The following is a 24,767-nucleotide window of genomic DNA, read 5'->3' as shown; positions in this document are numbered from 1 at the left end:
TTTATTCGCGTCAGAATACGTTAAGCGAACATTGCCAAGGTATAAATATAATCGTTTTTAAGCAGAAAAATGGGACATGAACTAGTACAACACAAATACTTATTTCAAATTTGGAGAAAAAAGAAGTAGGCAAGTTATTAATTGATGATCGTAGCAAATCACTTCTTTTCTTTATCGTTTTCACTCCATTCCGCTGTCGTATAACTTTAAGTAATTCATTCCCAACTACTATCCCTTCCCCTCCCTCCCCAGAAATAGTGAAATTCAGCCATCCTTTGCATTTTTCTATTTTCAGCATTGTTTTTTTTAGCACATTTGCGCTCTCAATTAACGATATTGAATAATAGAACAATCGTATGAAAACACTCGTTCACACCTTGCTGATCTGCTTATCTTTACACGCAGTAGCACAAGCACAAACCCTTTACACTACCAACCCCACAGAAGCCTACAAAGACAAAGCAGGAACGCAAAAAGCGGGAATCTTTATCTCCAATGCGCACCTGTCTTACTATGAGAAAATCAACAAGCGTTTGATACAAATTGACCGCGACTATGAGAGTCCGCTCTATATTGTTGATACACAAAATTTAAGTGAATACTATACCGACGACTCTCCAGAAGCACCCGCTCCACTAATTGAGCTAGATGAATACTACGGATCTCCACACCTATTTACAACCGTTGCAGGTTTAAAAGTACGCGAATATCCCAGCAGTACATCAAGTGTATTGGGAACCGTTTTGATTGGTACTCCGGTTGCTATGGAGTTTTATCCGTATGATAAAAACGCTTGGGTGCCGATTCCCTACAACGAAGGTTACGGTTATGTATCCGTACAGTATTTAGGAGAACGTCCTGTAATGAGCGAACTAATTCAGGCATATAAAGCCGCAACTGAAGTAAGTGAACAACGCAAATATGCAGAACGCATCTTAGAATTAGGGTGGAATAGCGAAGATGCAACAACGCAAAAAGCTATTCAACTCTACATCGATTTTGCAGCAAAGCAGGATGAAACAGACAAGGTAGAGCTATTAAAAATGCAATTGGAAGTATTGAAAGCCATGCCTAAAATGGGCGATTCTTCTAAAGTGAATAAACTAATCAAAAAAGGACAATTCGGTTTTGCTTTAAAGGGAAAAATTGAACCAACGGATGGTTTTGATCTTGATTGGATTCACACCTATTTAGGCTACCCTATTGATGAATCAGCCAATTTAGAAGATTGTGCCCTGGGTGATTATGAAGGTAACTCCTACTTTAATTCGGCAGAATTCATTACACACGATTTGTACCATACCTACAAAGCGAGAAAAATGGATATGATCAATCAAAATGGATTTATTATTGACAATCACCTCTTAGAACAGTATACAACAGAAACGATGTTTTTGAAAATTGCCAAGGGATTAATCACAACCATCGAACCTTTAACGCATACCTATTACATCGCTGTAGAGGATGTACTCTATGGTTTTGAGTTCTACAATAATGAATTATTGCGAATAGAATTGATTTATTACTGCTAATTTTTTTATTTGAAGTCTTTTTGCTCTACTTTTACAAGGAATTACAAAATAAACAACAAATGTCAGTAGCAAAGAAAGATTATAAAAAAGTGACCACTAAGTCGCTAATTGATATGAAAGCCAATGGAGAAAAAATATCAATGCTTACTTGTTATGATTACTCAATGGCCAAAGTTTTAGAAGCTGGTGGAATTGACGTGATGCTAGTTGGAGATTCTGCTAGTAACGTTATGGCGGGACACGAAACGACCTTGCCTATTACGTTAGATCAGATGATATACCATGCACAATCGGTAGTACGAGGTGCTGATAGAGCTCTTATTGTAGTGGATTTACCGTTTGGTTCTTACCAATCTGACCCCAAAGAAGCCTTGCGCTCTTCTATTCGAATTATGAAAGAAAGTGGTGCACATGCGGTAAAAATGGAAGGTGGTATTGAAATAAAAGAAGGTATTAAGCGCATTTTAGAGGCGGGTATTCCAGTAATGGGGCATTTGGGATTAACTCCACAATCTATCTATAAATTCGGAACATACACTGTACGTGCAAAAGAAGAGGAAGAAGCAGAACAATTGATGAAAGACGCTAAGATGTTGGAAGAAATCGGATGTTTCGCAGTGGTATTGGAAAAGATTCCAGCTTCGTTAGCTAAAAAAGTTGCAGAGAGCATTTCGATTCCCGTAATTGGTATTGGAGCAGGAAATGGCGTAGATGGACAAGTGTTAGTAATCCACGATATGATCGGATTAACACATGAATTTAATCCAAAATTCTTACGTCGTTACCTAAATATCTTCGACCAAATGAAAGAAGCTGTTGCTCAATATGTTGAAGATGTAAAAGCAGTAGACTTCCCCAATGAAAATGAGCAGTACTAAGCTGTGTTTTTCACAAAATATACATACAAAAATATCCTTTTAGATTTAAAAGGATATTTTTGTTTTAAATTACACCCTATGAAAGTTGTTACTACCCCAGATAATTTACAAATCCTACACGAAGACAATCATATTATTGTTGTCAATAAGCGCGTAGGTGATTTAGTACAAGGCGATCAAACTGGTGATATGCCTTTGAGTGAAATCGTAAAATGCTATATAAAGAAAAAGTACAATAAACCAGGAGAAGTGTATTTAGGAGTAGTACATCGCTTAGATCGCCCTACATCGGGTCTGGTTGTGTTTGCAAAAACCTCAAAAGCACTGACGCGTTTAAACGAGTCTTTCAAAAATAGAGAAACGAAAAAAACATATTGGGCTGTAGTGAAAGATGCTCCCCCTAAGGTAGAGGACACTCTAGAACACTACTTGGTACGCAACCCCAAAAACAACACGTCTAAAGCACATAATAAAGAGGTTCCCAACAGTAAAAAAGCAAAACTAACCTATCGATTATTTCATCAATTGAAGTCGTATTCTGCTTTAGAAATTGATCTACATACGGGTCGTCACCACCAAATCCGCTGTCAGTTAGCAGCCGTGGGATGCCCAATCAAAGGGGATCTCAAATATGGTGCAGATCGCAGCAATCCCGATGGCGGTATTCACTTGCACGCGAGAGCTTTGACTTTTACACATCCTGTAACAAAAGAGATCTTGACGATTGTAGCTCCAACTCCTGAAGAGGTGATTTGGGATGCTATAAATGGGTAACGGTTTACAGTTTACGAAAAATTATCAATAGTAAATAAACCATCCTTTTGTAGGGTGGTTTTTTTTTGTTTGTCGTTGGTTGGTTGTCGTTAGTTGGTCGAGGAAAAAATTTTCAATTAAAGAAAATAGCATCTTCTTATTGAAAACAACCGATCTGATAACAGATAACTTTTTTCCAAACCATTTATTACTATATTAAATAATGAAGTTAATGTTTAAAAACGGTCAACCATATTTAGGGACGTTCTCTCCTCTCTCCTCTCCAAAATAATATAACCATTCATCAAAATTATATAACAGTTCATCCCAAAAAAAGGGCGATCTTAGTATATTGAAAAAACACCTAATTGCATGAAAAAAATATACAAAGTAACTGGTATGAGTTGTGATGGTTGTCGCACGAAAGTTGAAAAAACGCTCAATGAGATCCACGGTGTTCAAGCGACTGTTTCCCTAGAACACGAACAAGCGGACTTAAATTTACATCATGATATCGATACGCTAACCTTACAAAAAGCGTTACTTCAAAAGGGAAATTACATCTTACAAGAAGTAATCACCAAAGAAGATGGCACACAGGAAGTTCTTCCACCTATAGAACTAAGTGAAGAAGATCACTTTCATCAAGAGATTCCCGCAGATATGATGGATAAAGCGGGGAAATACTTTTGTCCGATGCTTTGTGAAGGAGATAAGGTATACGACACCAATGTTGGTTGTCCGGTATGTGGGATGAATTTAGAACAAATTCCCGCAGCCAAAGTGGAGCAAACAGTTTACTATTGTCCGATGTTGTGTGAAGGCGATAAAACCTATGACGAACCGGGATCTTGCCCCGTTTGTGGGATGGATTTAGTGGCTAAAACCATTCATATCGAACCCGAAGACACCACTTATCCCAAGATGTTGCGCAAATTGAAATACGCTATACTCTTTACTATCCCCGTATTTATTTTATCTATGGGAAGTATGTTGCCAGGTGATCCGATTGGAAAAATCATTCCCATGCATCTCAACAACTACATTCAACTGTTATTCACCATTCCCGTTGTATTTATTTGTTGGACGTTTTTCCAACGTGCTTGGGTTTCGTTTAAAACGTGGAACCTCAACATGTTTAGCTTAATTGGACTAGGAGGTGCTGCTGGTTTGCTATTTAGTGTAGTGGCTCTGTTCTTTCCTTCTCTTTTTCCTGAAGATTTTAAGGGAGAACACGGCATTCACTTATATTTTGAATCGGTAGCCGTTATTTTGACTTTGGTGATGCTTGGACAAGTAATGGAAGCGAAAGCCCACAGCCGAACCAATACTGCCATCAAAGAATTACTCAAACTATCTCCTACTGAAGCAACGCGAATCAACGCAAACAATGTTGAAGAAAAAGTTGCTATTGAATCTATTTTAAAACACGATAAATTACGCGTAAAACCAGGAGAAAAAATTCCTGTCGATGGAATAATCCTCGAAGGACATGCTACCATTGATGAATCGATGATTACTGGAGAGCCCATTCCCGTAGAAAAAACAAAAAACGATAAAGTAGTTGCAGGAACGATCAACAGCAACACCTCGTTTATCATGCAGGCAGAGAAAGTAGGGAAAGATACCTTACTTGCTCAAATTATTGATATGGTAAACAACGCCAGTCGCTCTAGAGCGCCGATTCAGAAATTGGCTGATAAAGTATCCACGTATTTTGTACCAACGGTAATCTTGATTGCGATAGCTACTTTCTTTCTCTGGAAATTTTTCGGTCCGGAACCGCGCTTAGCCTACGCCTTTATCAATGCTTTAGCGGTATTGATTATTGCTTGTCCTTGTGCCTTAGGATTGGCCACTCCCATGTCTATCATGGTGGGAATCGGAAAAGGAGCTCAAAATGGAATCCTCATTAAAAATGCAGAAGCCTTAGAAACGGCTAATAAAATAAATGTATTAATCACAGACAAAACCGGTACATTGACAGAGGGGAAACCGTCTATTGAGAAGATTGTTTCTACACAAAAAGACTGTGAAACTGATGCTTTGTTACAGCTCACTGCCTCTTTAAACCAAAACAGTGAACACCCTTTAGCCTTGGCCTTTACACAAGCTGCCAAAGAAAAAGAGATCGCGTTAACGCCCGTTAAAATGTTTGCAAGTGTAACCGGAAAAGGGATTCAAGGTATTGTAGATAAAAAGCGTATTTCATTGGGTAATGCTGCTTTAATGGAATCCTTGCAAGCTCCCATAAGTGAAGAGTTACAAGCTGAAGTAACTGCAATTCAAAAAGAAGGAAAAACCATTTCTTATATCGCAGAAGGTCATGTGGTAATCGGCTATGTCGTGATGCACGACAAAATCAAAGCCTCAAGTTTAGCGACAATCGAAAAACTAGCACAGCAAGGAATCGAGGTGATTATGATCACAGGAGATAATCACAACACCGCACAAGCTGTTTCCAAACAATTGGGTATCCAACACTTTATTGCAGAAGCTTTGCCAGAAGACAAATTAAATGCGATAAAAAAACTCCAAGAAGAAGGAAAAGTTGTAGCCATGGCTGGGGATGGAATCAATGATGCTCCTGCCCTTGCTCAAGCGAATGTGGGAATCGCTATGGGAACAGGAACAGATGTTGCCATTGAAAGTGCTGAAATCACCCTATTACAAGGTGAAATCGATAAAATTCCTCAGGCAATTAAACTGAGTCACAACGTAATGAAGAATATCAAAGAGAATCTATTTTTCGCCTTTATTTACAACAGTATCGGTATTCCCATAGCCGCTGGTATTTTATTCCCATTCTTCGGAATCGTACTTTCTCCTATGATCGCAGCCGTCGCTATGAGTTTCAGCTCAGTTTCTGTTATTGCAAATTCCTTGCGCTTGAAGAATACGAAGTTGTGAGGTGTTTGTCGTTGGTTGATTGTTGATTGTTGTTGGATGATTAAAGAAACCTTACCTATTCAACCGTCAACTATCAACAAAAAAGGGTTGCTTTACAGCAACCCTTTTTCAATTTCTTTCGCATTCGTAATATTCTCAAACCAAGTCCCCACAAAGTAAAAAGAATCACTAAATACGCTTTTAACAACTAATAAAAAATACAGTAATACATTTATTTACCCTATGCAAGATACAAAAAAAAAGTAATAATCAAATATTTTAATATAAAAATTACATAATAAATTAAAATATTAGTAAAATCAAAACAGTTACAATGTCTTGAGGCTCTATTTTCTACATAAAGCAAAAAAAATTACATTTTATCACTAAATAGCTTTCATGCATTCTATCCTTTAGTGTAAAGAAAAAAGCCTATTCACAAAGGTGAACAGGCTTTTTTTTATAAATATTTCTTGTATATTAACTTTTCATTAAATAGCTTTGCTGAGCTTGCGTTTAGCAGTAAACAAGGTAACAGCTAGAAAGGCGATAACTACTCCGTGTAAAACCATCCATACAGTTGCTCCGAAAGGCAAAGGAACGAAAGGTTGAAACAAGATAATTAAAGCGATATAAAGTCCAGTACCTTTAATATTTGCTTCCACGTGTGAATTGTAAGCTAGGATCCCGAATAATGCAATTAAGATGAATTTCATTAATTCATAAAAATCATTTGGCACACTTAGCATCCCTGCTAATAACAATAAAATTGCGCCTATTTTTAATCCTCTTTCCATAGTTTCTATTTTATTTAAAATATAGCGCAAAGATACAACCTAACAAACTGAAAACCAAGTTGAAAAGAATTTTTTGAAAATTCAAAAAAAATACATCATTACTCCACAAACAATCAATTTTTATCTTAATTATCTTGTAAATATCTCAATATCAGTACGCATTTATTGAATATAAAATCCTTCTTTCAAATCCAATAAAATTAGTTTACTTTAGCGCTATTATTAAAATTGATATACAACACGATGAAACAAGTAACTTTAAATCACATTCACGAAGGTTTAGGAGCTAAGATGGTTCCATTTGCAGGTTTTTCAATGCCTGTTCAATACGAGGGTGTAAATGCAGAACACGAAACGGTAAGAAACGGTGTAGGGGTATTTGATGTATCACACATGGGAATCTTCAAATTATCTGGACCAAATGCTTTGCCATTAATTCAAAAAGTTACTTCAAACGACGCTTCTGTTCTTGTTGATGGAAAAGCACAATACTGCTATTTTCCAAACGAAAAAGGTGGCGTAATCGATGATATCATCACGTACCGCGTAAATGAAAATGAATATCTTATGGTGGTTAACGCTTCAAATATCGACAAAGATTGGGCGTGGATTAACCAACATAATGATGTAAATGCAACACTTGAAAACTTATCAGATAGCTATTCTATTTTGGCTATTCAAGGACCTAAAGCTGTTGAAGCAATGCAAAGTCTAACGGCAGTGAACTTAACTGACCTTAAATTTTACAACTTTACTATTGACACTTTCGCTGGTGCAAAAGACGTGGTAATTTCTGCAACTGGATATACAGGTTCAGGAGGATTTGAAATCTACGCAAAGAATGAAGATATTGAGATGATCTGGAACAAGGTTTTTGAGGCTGGTGCAAACTGGGGAATCAAACCAATCGGATTAGCTGCTCGTGATACACTTCGTTTAGAAATGGGCTATTGTTTATATGGAAATGAACTAAATGACGAAATTTCTCCTTTAGAAGCTGGATTAGGCTGGGTAACGAAATTTACGAAAGACTTTATCAGTGCTGATATTTTAAAAGCACAAAAAGAAGCAGGATTACAAAACAAACTAGTAGGCTTCGAATTAGTTGAAAAAGGAATTCCAAGACACGATTACGAAATTGTTGATGCAACAGGTGCTGTAATTGGAAAAGTTACTTCTGGTACGATGTCTCCATCTTTAGGAAAAGGAATTGGAATGGGATATGTTACTCTTGCTCATGCAGCAGAAGGAAGCACAATCTTCATCCGTATTAGAAAAAATGATGTTGAAGCAAAAGTGGTGAAAACACCCTTTTATAAAAAATAATTCATTCGAAAACTAGGGGCTTAAAATAAGCCCCTCTTTTTTATGATATATTTTTTTTATCTTTTATTTTTGCATTATTAAATCAAAGTTATAAATTATTATGGGAAGAGCGTTTGAATTTAGAAAAGGACGTAAGCTAAAACGTTGGTCTGCTATGGCAAAAACGTTTACGAGAATTGGTAAGGATATTGTGATGGCTATTAAAGAAGGCGGACCTAACCCTGAAACGAACTCTCGCTTACGTGCAGTTATGCAAAACGCTAAGGCAGCTAATATGCCGAAAGATAACGTTGAGCGTGCTATAAAACGTGCTACAGACAAAGACACAGAAAACTATAAAGAAGTAATGTTTGAAGGATATGGTCCGCATGGTATTGCTTTCTTAATTGAATGTGCTACAGATAACAACAACCGTACAGTTGCGAATATTAGAAGTTACTTCAATAAATGCAATGGTACTTTAGGTACTTCTGGTTCTGTTGAATTTATGTTTGATCATACGTGTAACTTTAGAATACCAACAGATCCTTCTAGAGATTTAGAAGAATTCGAATTGGAATTAATCGATTTCGGAATTGACGAAATCTTTGAAGACGAAGACGGTGTAATGATCTATGCTCCTTTTGAAAGTTTTGGTGCAATCCAAAAAGAATTAGAAGGTAGAAATATTGAAATCTTATCTTCAGGATTTGATCGTATTCCTCAAGTTACAAAAGAATTATCAGAAGCTGAACAAGCAGATGTTGAAAAATTATTAGACAAAATTGAGGAAGACGACGACGTTCAAAACGTATTTACTACAATGGCGTAACAATCTTTATCTTATATAAAAAAAGCTTCCCTAGTGGAAGCTTTTTTTTTGGTACTACCTCACCACCTATCTCACCTAGTTTATATTGGTTTTTGTGTTCGATGAATATATCTCACTTATTTTATATTTGTTTTGGTGTTCGATGAATCTACACTGCGTTCCGATTTTCACTTCGTTTCAATTTTCACTTCGTTTCGATTTTCACTTCGTTCCGATTTCACCACCTCATCAACTCACCACCTCATCAACTCACCATCTCATCAACTCACCATCTCAACGCCTCACCATCTCAACGCCTCACCACCTCATCATCTCACCTATTTCATATTGGTTTTGGTATTCACTACGTTTCTATTTCCTCTTTTTTTTCATACATTTACGAAAAATAAGCTACTATTATGAAATGGGAAAATGGCAGACAAAGTAAAAACGTTCAGGACAGAAGAGGAAAGTCTATGGCAGGAAAAACCGCTATTGGCGGAGGGTTAATTGGTATCATAGCCATGCTACTTGTTGTATTTGGTGGAGAAACAGGCCAGCAAATTGCACCTGTACTAGAACAGTTCAACCAAGGTAATACAACAGAGGAAGTTGAAACACGTACACTTGATTCTGAAGAAATAGCAATGGGTACAATGGTTAGCTATATGTTTGGATCTACGGAAGATGTTTGGCATAGTATTTTTGATCAACAAGGACAAATCTACCAAGAACCTACCTTAGTCTTATTTGACGACCAAGTGCAAACCAAATGCGGACATGCACAAGCTAGTGTTGGTCCCTTCTACTGCCCGGCAGATCAAACGGTTTACATGGATTTGCGCTTCTTTGAAGAACTTCACCAACGCTTTGGCGCAGAAAAAGGTGATTTCGCTATTGCTTATGTCATCGCCCATGAAGTTGGTCACCATGTACAAAACTTAATGGGTACCAATGCAAAGGTCTGGGAAAAACAACAACGCTTATCTAAAAAAGAAGCCAACAAACTCTCCGTTGCTCAAGAACTTCAAGCTGATTTTTACGCAGGGGTGTGGGCCAAATACGTTCAGAAATACTTAGAACCGAAAGATATTGATATTGCCCTAAGTGCTGCTGAAGCCGTAGGAGATGATGCCATTCAGAAAAGAGTTTCAGGACATGTAAATCCAGATTCTTTTACGCACGGTACTTCTCAACAACGCAAAGAGTGGTTTATGAAAGGCTACCAAACTGGAGACATCAACCAAGGCAATACATTTGATTTCATTAAATAATAACTTACTTAAACAAACTAATGGACCAATTAAAACAAACTATTCAAAGAATAAAAAACGAAGGATACAATATTCAACCATTTCTTGTCATGCGAGAAGCTGCATTTTACTACAAAAAAACAATACTACTCGTTGTTGTCAGCCTCTTGTTGTCGTTCTTTTTTGTTTCATTCTTAGGATCGATTGCTTTAACTCAACTAACTGATATTAATGAATCAGCTACTCCAGCTGAAATTCAAGAACAAGTAATTGAACTGACTAATCAGCTTTCTCAACCACCTCTTTTGTATACTTATTTGATTTCTGCCGTTATTTTCTCTGCTTTATCGAGTATACTCATCGCTGGTTTTTACAAAATAAACGCTGAAGCTGCCCTTGGTAAAACACCGCGTTTTATCAGTGTATTTAAGTATTTTTTCAGCATAAGAGGACTCTATGTTTTTATTGCTCAAGGAATAATAACATTGTTCTTTACGGTTTTTTCCGTTCTGCTCAAGGAGTACCAATTGGAAATGGTTTCGATCATCATCAATTGGCTCGTTAACATCCTAACGCTATTCGTTACTCCCTTGATTATTTTTGGTCGTATGTCGCCATTCGCCGCTATTAAAACAAGTATCCAAGTTGTAAACAAACAACCGATTCCTATTATATTAACCGTAATACTCAATTACTTTTTAGTATTCTCAGGATTGTTTTTCTTTTTAATTGGTATTGTCATTACACTACCATACTTATTCTCGATCTATTTTACACTATATAAACAGATTATTGGTTACAATTTAGAGGAAGCAAAAGTACAATAACCTCCTCCTGATTATAACAAATACAAAAGCCCTGCTTTCAATTGAAAGCAGGGCTTTTGTATTTTGTAACGTTGTTCATCAACCAACAAACAACAACAACAACAACAACAACAACAACAACAACAACAACAACAACAACAACAACAACAACAACAACAACAACAACAACAACAACAACAACAACAACAACAACAACAACAACAACAACAACAACAACCAACAACCACCTCCTCAACTAAACCATCCTTCTCGATCTAAACTTCTATACTGAATCGCTTCTGCAATATGATGAGACAAAATAGCTTCTTGATCCTCTAAGTCGGCAATGGTTCTTGCTACTTTTAAAATTCGATCATAGGCACGAGCAGAAAGATTTAATCGATCCATTGCTGCTTTGAGTAAATGGAGGGATTCCGAATCCAAGGTACAGTATTCCCGCAATAGTGGTGTTGTCATTTGTGCATTGTAATGAATCCCTAAATGGGGACGAAATCGGTCGACTTGTTTTTTTCGTGCAGCTATTACGCGTTTTCGGATAGCTTCGCTGGGTTCTGCTAATTGTTTATCTGCTAATTTTTCAAAGGGCACGGGATTTACTTCTATATGTAGATCAATGCGATCCAATAAAGGTCCCGATATTTTGTTGATATACCTTTGCATTTCTGCTTGGGTAGATTGCACTTGGCTTCCTGGTTCGTGGAAATAACCACTAGGACTTGGGTTCATACTCGCAACTAGCATGAATGACGAGGGATAGGTTATAGTAAACTTCGCACGAGAAATTGTCACTTCTCGATCTTCTAAAGGTTGTCGCATAACCTCTAAAACCTCTCGTTTAAATTCGGGTAATTCATCTAAAAACAAAACGCCATTATGCGCCAGTGATATTTCTCCAGGTTGAGGATAACTCCCTCCTCCCACTAAAGCAACAGAAGAAGCAGTATGATGCGGATTGCGGAAAGGTCGAACGCGAATCAAGCCTTTGTCTTTCGCCTTACCTACGACGCTGTGAATTTTAGTTGTTTCTAGTGATTCTTCTAACGTCATTGGCGGTAAAATACTAGCCAATCTTTTGGCTAGCATTGTCTTTCCTGATCCCGGTGGACCAATTAAAATAATATTATGCCCGCCTGATGCAGCAATCTCCATCGCCCGTTTTATGCTTTCTTGTCCCTTGACATCTCTAAAATCCCGATCTAACAACTCTTCCTGATTGATCATATCTTCGTCAAAATTTAATCGATAGGGAGCCAAATTCACTTTCTCTTCAAAAAAAGCAATGACTTCTCCGATATTAGTCACTCCATATACATCAAGTCCATCAACTACAGCAGCTTCTTTTTGATTCTCTACAGGTACTATAATTCCCTTAAACCCTTCTTCTTTTGCTTTAATTGCAATGGGTAATGCTCCATTTATTCCTTGTAAAGTACCATCCAATGACAATTCGCCCATAATAACGTAGTGTCCCTCGTTTAATTTCATCTTAAGCTGACCTGAGGCAATTAAAATTCCCATAGCTATCGGCAAATCATATGCTGATCCCTCTTTACGCATATTAGCAGGAGCTAGATTAATCGTAATTCTCTTCCCCGGCAACCGATACCCATTATTGGCCAAAGCAGCTGCAATTCGATAAGAACTCTCCTTAATTGCATTGTCAGCCAAGCCAACTAAATAATAACCAATTCCCTGATCGACATTCACTTCTATCGTAATCGTCGTGGCATCTATACCAAAAACCGCACTTCCATATATTTTAGTTAACATATATTCACTTTATAATTCACCGTTAACCCAAGCAAAATGTATTCCTAATTTAAGAAAAGAGCAAAATAGTTGTTTGGTGAGATGGTGAGATATATTCATCGAATACCAAAATAAGATATAAACATAATGAGATAAACATAAACCTAATAAGATAACTAGCCGCATCGCGAAATAAAAAAGCAAAAAAAAGTTCACTACCAAACGATACTGAACTTCTTTTATAACATTACAATTTATACTTTTTCCTCTTCATCTGATACAGGGTATCAACAGAAAGTAGAGCAATCACAACACATAGGTTATTGAATGGACAATGCCATATTTGCGAATTAATCCTAAAGGTAAGAACTATAATATTAAAAAACAAAGGCTACCCTACTCTACCATTAAAGAAATTTCACACTATTATTTAAATAGACCGATATAGAATTAAAAATCAAACACTTTCATGTCAATTACCTTATTCATTTTTGTTAAATTTACGCTTATATTTTAATATAAAATCCAAAAAATAACCTTAAATTGATTGGTACAATATGTAGAGTTGTAGAACACATCCCCAACTTTCAACATTTTTATAGGGTACATTTTTTTATAAAAAATGGATGTCTTATTAAAAAAAATATTTTACAATACTTAAAACCAATCACTTACATCTAATTTTTTTATTACTATGAATCTATCTCCAACTTTTGGCACTCTAGTTGAATAAGTACTACTAATCGAAGAAATTAATTCATCACCTACAACAATTAAATAAATAGTATGAAAATGATCACAAATAGAAAAGTGTTTTTTATTGGTTTTGCAGCACTACTCCTAATTGGAACACTAGTTGCAATCAATAGTTGCAATATTGGCAATTCTAAAACACTAGATCCAAGAGAAAATGCAATTGCACTACCTATTATTCATGTTGACACCACAACAGCCATAACCATCAAAGATTACATAGGAAATATTGAGGGGAAAATCAATGTTGAGATTCGTCCTCAAGTGGAGGGAACACTCGATAAAATTTTTGTGGATGAGGGAGCTTATGTACAAGAAGGACAGCCGTTGTTTCAAATCAATCCACAACCTTATCAAGAAGTACTCAATAATATGATTGCTACTGAAAACGTTGAAAAAGCAAAATTAAAAAATGCGCAACTTGAAATAGATCGTTTAAAACCGCTAATTGACAATGAAGTAATTGCGGAAGTGCAGTTAGAAACAGCCAAATCAAACTATGAAATTGCAAGAGCTTCGCTAGCTAAAGCTACTGCAGCAGTGGCTAGTGCGCAAATCAATTTGGATTACACAACGATAAAAGCTCCAGTTAGTGGTTATATTGGTCGTATGCCAAAGCGAATCGGTAACTTAGTGAACAAAGGTGACAAAGAACCGCTTACGGTATTAACGGATGTAAGTGAGGTTTATGTGTACTTTGGCATGAGTGAATCGGATTTTCTTTACTTTACCAAAGATGCTAAGAAATCAGATGGTACTCGTATTACTTCATCTGGACAAATCTTACCTGAAGTAACTTTAATTTTAGCTGATGGACATGAGTATGGTGAAAAAGGAAAAGTAGATATGGTTAACGGACAGGTTAATAGAAATACAGGTTCGATATCGCTTCGTGCTTCTTTCCCCAATTCACAAGATGTAATGCGTTCTGGAAATACAGGAACAATTAAATTACAAGAAACAAAAGCTCACGTTATCTTAATTCCACAGGAAGTTACAACATCGATACAGGATAAAACTTTTGTATATCTATTGGATGCAGAGGACAAAGTAAAACTACAATCTATCCAATTAGATGGGGTTTCAGGAACAAATTACATTGTATCAGAGGGACTCCAAATTGGCGATCGCGTAATCAAAACCGGATTTGACAAATTAACGGAAGGAATGTTTGTAAAAGCGATGAACTAATCGCGACGCTCCTATCTCTTTTTTTTCACCTCTACTAAAACTTAAAAAATATGCTAAAGACTATTATAAATCGTCCCATACTAGCTACAGTAATTTCGATTATGTTCGTTTTACTTGGGTTAGTAGGACTTACCTTATTGCCTATTACACGATTTCCCGAAATTGCACCTCCTAGTGTAAGTGTTTCAACTTCATATCCTGGTGCAAATGCGGAAACAGTAGCTCAAAGTGTTTTACTTCCCATTGAAGAAGCTATTAATGGGGTAGACAACATGACTTACATCAGTTCTAAAGCGAGTAACAGCGGCTCTGGTACGATCAATGTGTTTTTTAAAGCAGGAACAGATCCCGATCAAGCAGCAGTAAATGTACAGAACCGCGTAAGTAAAGCAGCAAGTGATCTACCTTCTGAGGTAAATGAGAATGGTATTTCGGTAACCCCTCGTCAGAGTGGTAATATCATGACGATAAATTTTTATAGCGATCATCCCGAAGGAATATACGACGAAACATTCTTACAAGCGTTTACCCAAATCAACATCAATAGAGAATTATTGCGTGTTCCTGGAGTAGCTGCGGTTGGACGTGTTGGGGCTCGTGATTACTCGATGCGTACGTGGTTGAATCCAGAGAAACTAGCTCTTTATGGGTTAACACCTCAGGATGTTATCGCTTCTATTAAAGATCAAAACTTTGAAATCGCACCAGGTAACTTCGGAGAAACTTCAGAAGAAGCTTTCGAAACCGCTTTAAAACACAAAGGAAGATTCAGTCAACCTGAAGAATATGAAAATATTGTAATCAAAACAAATGTTGACGGTTCTGTCTTACTATTGAAAGACGTTGCTCGTGTTGAGTTTGGTGCTTCCAATGTAGGAAGTGACAACAGCGTTAATGGTTTTCCAGGTTTAACAATGAACATCACGCAAACGGCAGGATCGAACGCTCGTGAAATAGATATTGCAGTTCGAAAAGTATTAGAACGCATTTCAACTACCTTTCCCAAAGGAATACAATACGAAATCAGCTATTCGGTAAAAGATCAAATTGACGAATCGATCAACCAGGTAAAAAGTACACTTTTTGAAGCCTTTTTCTTGGTATTTATTATCGTTTATTTATTCTTACAAGATTTTAGATCGACCATTATTCCGGCTATAGCGATTCCTATCTCGTTAATTGGTACGCTCTTCTTTATCTATTTGATGGGCTTCTCTATTAACGTATTAACGATGTTTGCCTTGGTACTAGCTATTGGTATTGTGGTAGATGATGCTATTGTCGTCGTGGAGGCGATTCACGAGAAAATGCATCAAACGGGATTAAAGGCAAAAGAGGCAACAATAGAAACCATGAGCGAAATTACACGTGCGATTATCTCCATTACCTTGGTGATGTCGGCGGTATTTTTACCTGTTGGTTTTATGCAAGGCCCGGCGGGAATATTCTACAAACAATTTGCGTATACCCTCGCCTTTGCCATTTTAATATCGGCCGTAAATGCCTTGACATTGAGTCCTGCTTTATGTGCGCTGTTTTTAAAACAACCTAAAGCTGAAGATCTCGCTCAACACAAAGAAAAAAATCCAGTAAAAAGAGTGGCTGCCCGCTTCTTCTTTGCCTTTAATACAGCCTTTGATTCTTTTACCAACAAGTATGTAATAACCATTGGTAAATTAATTCGCAATAAAAAAGTAGCTGTTGCAGGGTTGGTATTAATCATCGGATTAGGTGTATTCTTTTTGTATAAAACACCTTCTTCTTTTATTCCAAGAGAAGATGACAGTTATATTACCTATTCACTAGCCATGCCTCCAGGGGCTTCTCTAGCGCGTACTAAAGTTGTTTTAGCAAAAGCAGATAGTATCTTAAAATTGAGAACGGATATCGAAGGAATGACAGCTATTTCTGGTTACAATACGATTGACGGAAATGCGAGTCCCTCTTTTGCTGTGGGATATATCAATCTAAGACCTTATAAGAAAAGAGGAAAAATCAAGAATATCGATCAAATTATCGAAGAAATTCAAAAGGATCTATCTGTAATCAATGAGGCGACATTTAATGTGTTTCCGCGTCCAACGATTCAAGGGTTTGGAGATTTCGGAGGAATTGAATTTGTAATTCAAGATCGTTTGGGTGGAGATTTTAGCTCTTTTAGTCAGGCAGCAGACGATGTGATTAAACAGTTGAATGAACGCGAAGAAATTGGTACTGCCTTTACTTCCTTCAAAGCCAACTTCCCACAATATCTATTGGAGATTGACTATATCAAAGCCAAATCTTTAGGTGTGAGTGTGAAAGACTTAATGACTACTATTAAGAACTATTACGGAAGGGTAAAAGCCGGAGATTTTAACCGTTTTGGACGTACTTATCGCGTGTATATGCAAGCAGATATTGAGTACAGAGAAAATCCTCAGTCCTTTAATTCGATTTACGTTAAAAATAAAGATGGTGAAATGCTACCTGCCAACACTTTAGTGAAGTTGAAAAAAGTGTTAGGTCCACAAACCGTGAACCGCTATAATTTATACAATGCTATTACCGTAAAAGTAAATCCAGGTCAAGGATACAGTACAGGTGATGCCATGAAAGCTATTGAAGAAATAACAGGTAAAATGCCAGGGAACTATTCTTACGAATTTACGGGTATGTCTTTAGAAGAAAAAGATTCAGGAAACCAAGCCATTTTTATTTTTGCCTTGAGTATCATCTTTGTTTACTTTCTTTTAGCAGCGCAATATGAGAGTTACTTCTTGCCTATTGCCATTCTGTTAACCGTACCAACAGGACTTTTAGGTGTTGCTTTATTTGTCAATTTAGCTGGACTTCAAAACAATATTTACGTTCAAGTAGGTTTGGTAATGCTAATTGGTTTACTGGCAAAGAATGCGATCTTAATTATAGAATTTGCCTTGCAACAGCGCAAAAAAGGACTATCTGTTGTTGAGGCGGCTATTGAAGGCGCTAAAATGAGGCTTCGTCCTATTTTAATGACTTCATTTGCCTTCGTTGCTGGTTTGATTCCGTTGATGTTTACCGTTGGTCCGTCAGCACAAGGAAATCACTCCATTAGTTTTAGTGCAGCTGGAGGAATGTTATTTGGTGTAGCAGCGGGTATTTTTATTATTCCAGTGCTCTTTGTTATCTTCCAAAATATAGACGAACGATTAAAAGCAAAATTTACGAACGATTAAAGAGAACAGCATGATTAATAAAAGTAAAATACCGCACATGACCCAAGTTTTTATACTGGGAGCTGGCTTGACTTTATTTCAGGCTTGTGCACCTCAATCAAATTATAAAACACCTACCCTTGACTTGCCAGACGCATACAGGGGTCAACAGGATAGCTTAGCGGCCCAAGATTCCCTACATATCTCATCGATCAAATGGCGCGATTTCTTCCAGGATGAACAATTGACCGATTTAATTGACAAAGGACTTACGCATAATTTTGATATGCAAAACGCGATTAAGAACTTGGAGATTGCAGGACAACAAACCAAGCAAGCGAAATTGGAGTGGTTACCTTCTCTCGGTTTAGAAGCGGGAAGTGTTGCCTACCAATATCGATCTGAGAATTATTATGGTACCCCGTCTTCCAACTATTATAAAAACAAAGGAGAAGAACCGCCAACAAATATGTATGTCAACTCGGCTCAATACACATCGGGCTTAGCCTTGAGTTGGGAGATTGACATTTGGGGTAAAATACGAAGTCAAACAGCAGAACAATTGGCTCGTTTTTTACAAACAGCAGAAGCCAAAAAAGCCATTCAAACTGAGTTAATAGCGAAAATAGCGCAAGGTTATTACAATTTACTCCTCTTGGACGCCCAAATGGAAGTAGCTCAAACGAACTATGAACTGACGAAAAACACATTGAAAATAGTTGAATTACAACGAGATGCAGGTCAAATCACTTCGTTGGCGATTACGCAAACGCGCAACCAAATGTTAGTAGCTAAAGCGTTAATTCCGTCGTTGAAACAACAAATCGCCATTCAAGAAAACGCACTTTCTCTTTTAACGGGACAATTGCCAACGAGCATTGTGCGAGAAGTTAAATTAACCGAGGTAAAACAACAAGAATTAGGCGGTACAGGTTTGCCTTTAGCTTTACTACAATATCGTCCAGATGTACAAATGGCGGAATTAGAATTAAAAGCTAAAAATGCGGCTGTTGGTGTTGCTCAAACCGCGAGATACCCTTCTTTAACGATCAACTTAGAAGGTGGAGTTAACAGTATGCTTGGTGAAAATTGGTTTAATATTCCAGGTTCGCTTTTTGGAAGTTTAATTGGCAAAGTAACCAACCCTATTTTCAATAAACGCAAATTAAAAACAGCCTTTGAAGTAGCAAAAATAGAGCGTGAAAAAAGTGAGATTGACTTTCAAAAAACGGTGTATACCGCAGTTACCGAGGTGACAGATGCTTTAGTTAACCTAAAAACATCACAAGATCAAATTGAAATAGCAGATGAACAGGTAACCAATGCGCGCTTGGGTGTCAAACAATCAAACTTGTTATTCAACAGTGGATATGCTACCTATATTGAGGTCATCAATGCGCAAAAAAACATGTTAGACAACGAAATAAATTTAAATAAATTGAAGTTGAACAAACTTCAATATGGCGTACAATTATACAAATCTTTGGGCGGTGGTTGGCAATAGTAAGTTGATGTATTTTTTTCACACCCCCTACTTAAAAAGCGAAAAGAGGAAAAACTCCACTTTTCGCTTTTTTATTTTCTTAACAAAATAACTCCTGCAAATGTTTCAACAAATTTTCTTGAGGTCATAAGAATTAACTTTATACAACCTATCTTTGTATTTGAAAAGCTTCGGCTTTATTTCCCTCAATTTAAATAGACCAGTATGAAAGAACAATACGAGCAGATTGCTATCCAATATCACAGTGAAGTATTAGAAAAAGAAACAGAAGAGATTTTATGGGGAATTGTAGTTGATGCGGAAAAAAACTTATTTCAAATTGACAATATTCCTTTCTACGGTCCGGAATTATCATGTGAAGATATTGTCCACGCTAGTTATGATGAAAAGGCAAAGCGTTATCAATTATCACATATTGAGAAACCTTCAGGAAACACAACGGTACAAGTGATGGTTCTCAAAGAGAAATACAACCGCGACGATCTGTACAATGAAATTTTACATGCACAGACGGAAATTGAATTAGTGGATGATTACTATTTCGTTATCAATGTACCCGTTAAGACGGATTACAAAAATGTATATGCCATTTTAGCTGCATTAGAAGAAGAACAAGTGATTTCATTTGCCGAGCCAAACCTATCACCTAAACATAATGCTGATATCAGAAAATAAAAAAAGCCTCGCTATTCGCGAGGCTTTTTTGTTTATATCTAGTAGATTATTTTAGAACTGGAAATAAATAAACGGTTGAGGACCTGCGGTTGCAGTTGCATAAACAACCCAAAAAACAAATCCCAAAACCACTGATTTCACAAATATAGGAGCTACATTAAACCATTGTTGAGGAATAGCCATCCAGCGTTTTGGTACAAAATGCCATACAAATCCAATAGCGATTAGTAGGAATACATTTTTATATCCTTGGATAATTGTTTGCCAAGCAGCCCAATCAAATTCTAAGTCAGAAATATTGTAAATAATATTTAAAGCAGTTTCAAAAGAATTTGCTCGGAAGAATATCCAACAGAAAGCAACAAAGTGAAATGTCAGTACAATAGAAATCACGCGCCAAATAAAAGAAGCAGGTTTGTCTTTCTTACGAGGGAATAGTTCCATCACTAATTTATGAACAGCTAATGCAATTCCGTGTAGTGCACCCCAAACAATAAAGCGCAAACTAGCCCCGTGCCACAGCCCTCCTAGCAACATTGTTGTCAACAAGTTAAAATTGGTGAACACACTTTTGTCTCTTGTTTTAGAAAAAGCAATGGTCAACAGAAACACAACAAGAGATAATACACTAATTATTAATGGATAAACACTTGTATTGTAGCTGTAAATTCCCCATCCAATAATTCCTACAAAAAACAATCCTGGGAAGAAATATCCACCAAAGGTTCCCTTTCTATTTCCTCCTACAGAGATATAGAGAAAGTCTTTTAACCACGTAGACAATGAAATATGCCATCTTCTCCAAAATTCAGTAATAGAGGTAGATTGATAGGGTACATTAAAGTTCATCGGCAAGCGATACCCCAAGAGCAAGGCAATTCCAATTGCCATATCCGAATACCCCGAGAAATCACAATAAATCTGAATCGCATAGCCATAAGTTGCCATTAAATTCTCAAAAGCAGTGTAGCTATTAGGTGCATCAAAAACGCGATCAACAAAGTTAATCGAGATATAGTCTGAAATGACTGCCTTTTTTAAAACACCTCCAATAATTAAAAGCATTCCCTCATTGACTTGATCACGCGTAACTAATAAGTTTGAATAAATCTGCGGAATAAAGTCTTTCGCCCGTACAATAGGTCCTGCAACCAATTGCGGGAAAAAGGAAATGAAAAACAAATAGTCTAAAAAACTTTTCGTTGGCTCTATTTCTTTGCGGTAAATTTCGATGATATAACTAATCGACTGGAAGGTATAAAATGAAATACCTACAGGTAGAATAATATCATCGAGATGGAATTTAGTATCTGCAAAGAAATTAAATCCATCCAAAAAGAAATTGGTATACTTAAAATACCCCAATAGACCTAGGTTTAAAACCACACTGAGTGTTAAGAGCATTCGCTTTTTCACTTCGTTAGTACTATGGTGTATGGTATTGGCAAAGGTATAATCCATCAAGGACGATCCAATCAAAATAAAGAGATAAAGTCCGCTTGACTTATAGTAGAAAAACAGAGAAAACACCACCACATACAACAAACGCGCGTGAAATGTTTTTCGCAAACCGATATAGATCAAGTAGAATACAATAAACATCCCTAAAAACAACCCCGAGTTAAACAACAGCGGTTCTTTAGGGTTAAATGTAAACCAATGGATGACATCATCTAGGGTTACAGTGGGCAATTCTATGTTAAATAGACTCATTTGTCTGTTCAATTTCTGTTGTAAAATAATTCTGATATACCTGCATCAATCCCTCATAAAATAAGGTTCCTGTATATTCATAACCTTTGATCGTATAATGTACTAAATCTTTAGACAACATCTGTTCTTCAATAAGATAAGGCAATCCTAATGTTCCTCCTAAATTGTAATACATATCCCAAATGGCGTATTTTTGATCAATACCGTTGATAATAATTTCGTTAGCCAATGTACTAGCAAAAGTATTGGGAACACCTTTAGAAAAATAACTTGGAGGTGGTGAAGTAACTAAAATAGAAGCCTGTGGATTGCGATCTTTTACTTCTTTTAAAAATCGATTGATTTCAGACTTAAAGTTTTCTGCATCCATTCTGTCGAAAGCCTCATTGGTACCCAAAGACACAATGATCAAATCGGCTTCTAAACCTTCCAATTGACTAAAAAATAAAGGATATTTATTGTAATCAGAATAACGCGCTCCATTCACCCCAATAGTGTGATATAAAATTCCGGCCTGATCATTTTCTAATACGATACCATTCACATCATATTGATCAGCTTGTTGCACAGGATACAAATAAAATTGTTCTGTTGCATTTGGAAAATCAAAAGCCAAGAAATTCTTTTCTTTACTAAAATTAACGGGATGAAAAACAGAAGTGGCTATAGTTGTATGTTCTACTTGTGTTCCCGGTACAACTAATGTCTTCCCTGCTTGAATATTAACTGACTTCAGCTTATTTAGCTTCTTTAATGTGGCAACAGAAGTATGGTATTTCTTGGCAATACCCGATAAAGATTCCCCTGACTTAATCTTATGTGTGTTATTTTTCGCTACTGTTGTACTAGCTAAGTTTAATTCGCGATCTGTGGTTCCTACACGATATGCCGATTCATTAGTTGGTGTAAACAGTTTTACCCTGGTAAAAGCGTATTTACTTTCTCTCAAATCAACCTTAATAACGGCATCTTTAGCAGAAGAAGAAAGTGCAATACCACTCAATCCTACTTTAGCTCCATTAACGGGATAAATATTGCGTCTATTCTCCCAAGCAGAATTGCTAGAATAACGCACATAATTATTGCTATTCGTACGCGCCAATTGATAAGGGAATGTAAATCCTAATCCCCCATTGCCAAATTGCTCTTGAATCAAGCTGCGAACTCTACCACTAAAGAAATCAGCTTGAATGTGCGAATCTCCAATGTGAACAATATTTACCTTTTTTCTCTTTCCTCCACTTAATTCTTTAAGGCTGGTAAAAAAGTGTTTCAATTGTTCTGGATAATATATAATATTCCTATACGGTTCATTCAAACTATCGTTTGCACTACCGTTGTCAGTGATTTCCTCGCTAATTTCTTCGTTGATTTCCTCGCTTATTGTTTGATTTTTCTGCTTCACTTGAGCAAAAACTCCTACACTACATAAAAACAGTAGAGGAGCCATAACCCTATTCCATTTTATCATTGGATACTGTATCTATTTCTTTTTGAACTTTATTTGTTTGCTCAGTACGCTCTTTGCGTTTGATTACTGGCTCGTCTCCATCTTTTCCTTTTTCTGCTTTATATGCTACATATCCTTCCTCTAATTGTTTAAAAATCAAGGAAGATACTGCTTGCGCTCCTCTAAAGTTAAAGTGTGTGTAATCTTTATTCGCTTTTACAGGAGATTCTTCCACCCATTTAACCATAGATCCTTTTCCACCCATCGCTTCATACAAATTGAAGAAACCTGTTTTAGACTCCATGGCATACTTGCGTTGTGCGCGCATTAAAGGCGTCACAGCTGAGTCTGTTTCCATCGTCATATTGTATTTTGTCGATTTATCTGCCGTTGAAATAACCAAAATAGAGGCTTTTGGAAAACATTGTCTTAAATGACTAACGACATTCTTCATCTGTTTGGTATACCAACCATAGTTATAGGATCCATAATTTAACACATTCGTTCCATAGTGTAAAATGATTAAGCTATAATCTAATTCTTTTTGGAACTTTTGCATTACACTAACATTAAACAGCGATAAAGGCAGTCCTGAATTTCCACGACTTGAATAGTTATCAACCTGAACACCAGTTGCACTACTAAAATCAAGACCGTAAAGAGGAATAGAATCCGCTTGTACAAAATGCAACTTCAATTGCTTCACGGCGCCATTGTTTAATTTAACTTTATTCAGGGTTTGATAAGCTTGTAGTGTTTTTCGCAGCGTATCTTTATTTGTAACAACCTCTACGACTCCCCTTGTATTATTTGAACGTCCAAAATAAAGCGTCGGTGTATTTAGCGTGGTCATATTTCGAATATTCCCTGCCTGATAGCTCACCCAAGTAGGTTTTACTGTGTCTTTTACAAAAAACACCTGACCACCAATACCAAACGGTTGTAGCGGTCTTTTTACATTAAGATACGATTGTACTTTCCAATTCGATGAATATTTATGAGTAACAGAACCACGAGATTGTGCAGATTCAGAAGTAATCTGTACAAAGCCCACCCCCGAACCTCCATATTTATCTTGGTAGTTTTTACGTAAGTCTTGTACAATCATATCGCCATCCGTCATCGAATCTCCATAGTAAGCAATTCGAACACGTCCTTGACTTTGTGTTTCCAGCTGGTATAAACGTCCAAAAAAATAGTCTAAGAATACCATTCCTTTAAAGCCCGCTTCACTTTCATTAGAAAATAAATCTTCTTCCTGAATAATTATGACTTCTCCCTCGTCTTCTTTTTCTTCTTTAGAAGTTAATCTTTCTTCTTTTTCTCCTGTGAGCGCTACTTTTTCCTCCTCAATTGCTTCTAATAGCAAGCTGTCAATTACGACATTATTTGATTTGGGTTTTTCTTCAGAAAAAATCTTTTGAGGCAAATTAGCCTTAAAGAATAAAAAAAAGCCACTAGCCAATATAACAATGGCTAATGACTGTATCATGTATGATTTTACTACT

18 protein-coding genes are annotated in these 24,767 nt (G+C 36.7%); 13 read left to right on the top strand and 5 right to left on the bottom strand.

Annotation, left to right across the window (positions count from 1 at the left end; genetic code table 11):
• Positions 1-356: 356 nt before the first annotated feature.
• The 4 genes from H4K33_RS05255 to H4K33_RS05240 all read left to right on the top strand — a co-directional run bounded on the left by H4K33_RS05255 (position 357) and on the right by H4K33_RS05240 (position 6,073).
• A complete protein-coding gene (locus tag H4K33_RS05255) occupies positions 357-1,532 on the top strand; it encodes an SH3 domain-containing protein (RefSeq protein WP_182647425.1) in 1,176 nt (391 codons plus the stop codon).
• Between the two features lie 59 nt (positions 1,533-1,591).
• Complete coding sequence (gene panB, locus H4K33_RS05250; protein ID WP_182647424.1) at positions 1,592-2,410, top strand: 3-methyl-2-oxobutanoate hydroxymethyltransferase; 819 nt, start codon at positions 1,592-1,594, stop codon at positions 2,408-2,410.
• Between the two features lie 78 nt (positions 2,411-2,488).
• Entirely contained in the window at positions 2,489-3,184 is a 696-nt protein-coding gene (locus H4K33_RS05245; RefSeq protein WP_182647423.1) for an RluA family pseudouridine synthase, read from the top strand.
• A 351-nt stretch (positions 3,185-3,535) separates the two neighbouring features.
• A complete protein-coding gene (locus tag H4K33_RS05240) occupies positions 3,536-6,073 on the top strand; it encodes a heavy metal translocating P-type ATPase (protein ID WP_182647422.1) in 2,538 nt (845 codons plus the stop codon).
• Positions 6,074-6,543: 470 nt separating this feature from the next.
• On the opposite strand, the gene H4K33_RS05235 is transcribed toward H4K33_RS05240, so the two are convergent.
• Positions 6,544-6,849: a DUF6804 family protein gene (locus tag H4K33_RS05235; protein ID WP_182647421.1), complete on the bottom strand. Its 306-nt coding sequence runs from the start codon at positions 6,847-6,849 to the stop codon at positions 6,544-6,546.
• A 243-nt stretch (positions 6,850-7,092) separates the two neighbouring features.
• Between H4K33_RS05235 and gcvT the strand changes: the two genes are divergently transcribed.
• The 5 genes from gcvT (at position 7,093) to H4K33_RS05210 (ending at position 11,284) form a co-directional block, all read left to right on the top strand.
• Positions 7,093-8,175, top strand: coding sequence for a glycine cleavage system aminomethyltransferase GcvT (gcvT, locus tag H4K33_RS05230; protein WP_182647420.1), 1,083 nt, complete (start codon positions 7,093-7,095; stop codon positions 8,173-8,175).
• Positions 8,176-8,275: 100 nt separating this feature from the next.
• A complete protein-coding gene (locus tag H4K33_RS05225) occupies positions 8,276-8,986 on the top strand; it encodes a YebC/PmpR family DNA-binding transcriptional regulator (protein WP_182647419.1) in 711 nt (236 codons plus the stop codon).
• Between the two features lie 398 nt (positions 8,987-9,384).
• Positions 9,385-10,239 (top strand): neutral zinc metallopeptidase, encoded by an 855-nt coding sequence (locus H4K33_RS05220; RefSeq protein WP_182647418.1) that lies wholly within the window; start codon positions 9,385-9,387, stop codon positions 10,237-10,239.
• A 20-nt stretch (positions 10,240-10,259) separates the two neighbouring features.
• The gene (locus tag H4K33_RS05215; protein ID WP_182647417.1) at positions 10,260-11,045 is read left to right on the top strand and encodes a hypothetical protein; all 786 of its coding nucleotides are present in this window, start codon (positions 10,260-10,262) and stop codon (positions 11,043-11,045) included.
• A gap of 41 nt (positions 11,046-11,086) precedes the next feature.
• Entirely contained in the window at positions 11,087-11,284 is a 198-nt protein-coding gene (locus H4K33_RS05210) for a hypothetical protein (protein WP_182647416.1), read from the top strand.
• Here H4K33_RS05210 and H4K33_RS05205 read toward each other — a convergent pair.
• Positions 11,277-12,815 (bottom strand): YifB family Mg chelatase-like AAA ATPase, encoded by a 1,539-nt coding sequence (locus tag H4K33_RS05205; RefSeq protein WP_182647415.1) that lies wholly within the window; start codon positions 12,813-12,815, stop codon positions 11,277-11,279. The two genes, H4K33_RS05210 and H4K33_RS05205, sit on opposite strands and share 8 nt — an antisense overlap.
• A 765-nt stretch (positions 12,816-13,580) precedes the next feature.
• Between H4K33_RS05205 and H4K33_RS05200 the strand changes: the two genes are divergently transcribed.
• From H4K33_RS05200 to H4K33_RS05185, 4 genes are all read left to right on the top strand, one after another.
• Positions 13,581-14,738: an efflux RND transporter periplasmic adaptor subunit gene (locus H4K33_RS05200; RefSeq protein WP_255493560.1), complete on the top strand. Its 1,158-nt coding sequence runs from the start codon at positions 13,581-13,583 to the stop codon at positions 14,736-14,738.
• A 50-nt stretch (positions 14,739-14,788) separates the two neighbouring features.
• Entirely contained in the window at positions 14,789-17,938 is a 3,150-nt protein-coding gene (locus H4K33_RS05195) for an efflux RND transporter permease subunit (protein WP_182647414.1), read from the top strand.
• A gap of 37 nt (positions 17,939-17,975) precedes the next feature.
• Complete coding sequence (locus H4K33_RS05190) at positions 17,976-19,421, top strand: efflux transporter outer membrane subunit (protein ID WP_255493559.1); 1,446 nt, start codon at positions 17,976-17,978, stop codon at positions 19,419-19,421.
• 204 nt (positions 19,422-19,625) lie between these two features.
• The gene (locus tag H4K33_RS05185) at positions 19,626-20,096 is read left to right on the top strand and encodes a DUF4265 domain-containing protein (RefSeq protein WP_182647412.1); all 471 of its coding nucleotides are present in this window, start codon (positions 19,626-19,628) and stop codon (positions 20,094-20,096) included.
• Positions 20,097-20,147: 51 nt separating this feature from the next.
• On the opposite strand, the gene H4K33_RS05180 is transcribed toward H4K33_RS05185, so the two are convergent.
• From H4K33_RS05180 to H4K33_RS05170, 3 genes are read right to left on the bottom strand one after another with little or no spacing between them, the layout of a single operon-like run.
• Entirely contained in the window at positions 20,148-21,809 is a 1,662-nt protein-coding gene (locus H4K33_RS05180) for an MBOAT family protein (protein ID WP_182647411.1), read from the bottom strand.
• On the bottom strand, positions 21,796-23,280 hold the full coding sequence (locus H4K33_RS05175) for a LysM peptidoglycan-binding domain-containing protein (protein ID WP_182647410.1): 1,485 nt from the start codon (positions 23,278-23,280) through the stop codon (positions 21,796-21,798). The genes H4K33_RS05180 and H4K33_RS05175 overlap by 14 nt, the downstream gene beginning before the upstream one ends.
• Positions 23,264-24,751: a hypothetical protein gene (locus H4K33_RS05170; RefSeq protein ID WP_182647409.1), complete on the bottom strand. Its 1,488-nt coding sequence runs from the start codon at positions 24,749-24,751 to the stop codon at positions 23,264-23,266. The genes H4K33_RS05175 and H4K33_RS05170 overlap by 17 nt, the downstream gene beginning before the upstream one ends.
• Positions 24,752-24,767 lie beyond the last annotated feature (16 nt).

The organism is Myroides sp. WP-1 (genome assembly GCF_014145635.1).
In the GTDB taxonomy this organism is placed as follows: domain Bacteria; phylum Bacteroidota; class Bacteroidia; order Flavobacteriales; family Flavobacteriaceae; genus Flavobacterium.
This window is presented reverse-complemented; position numbering and strand designations above follow the sequence as displayed.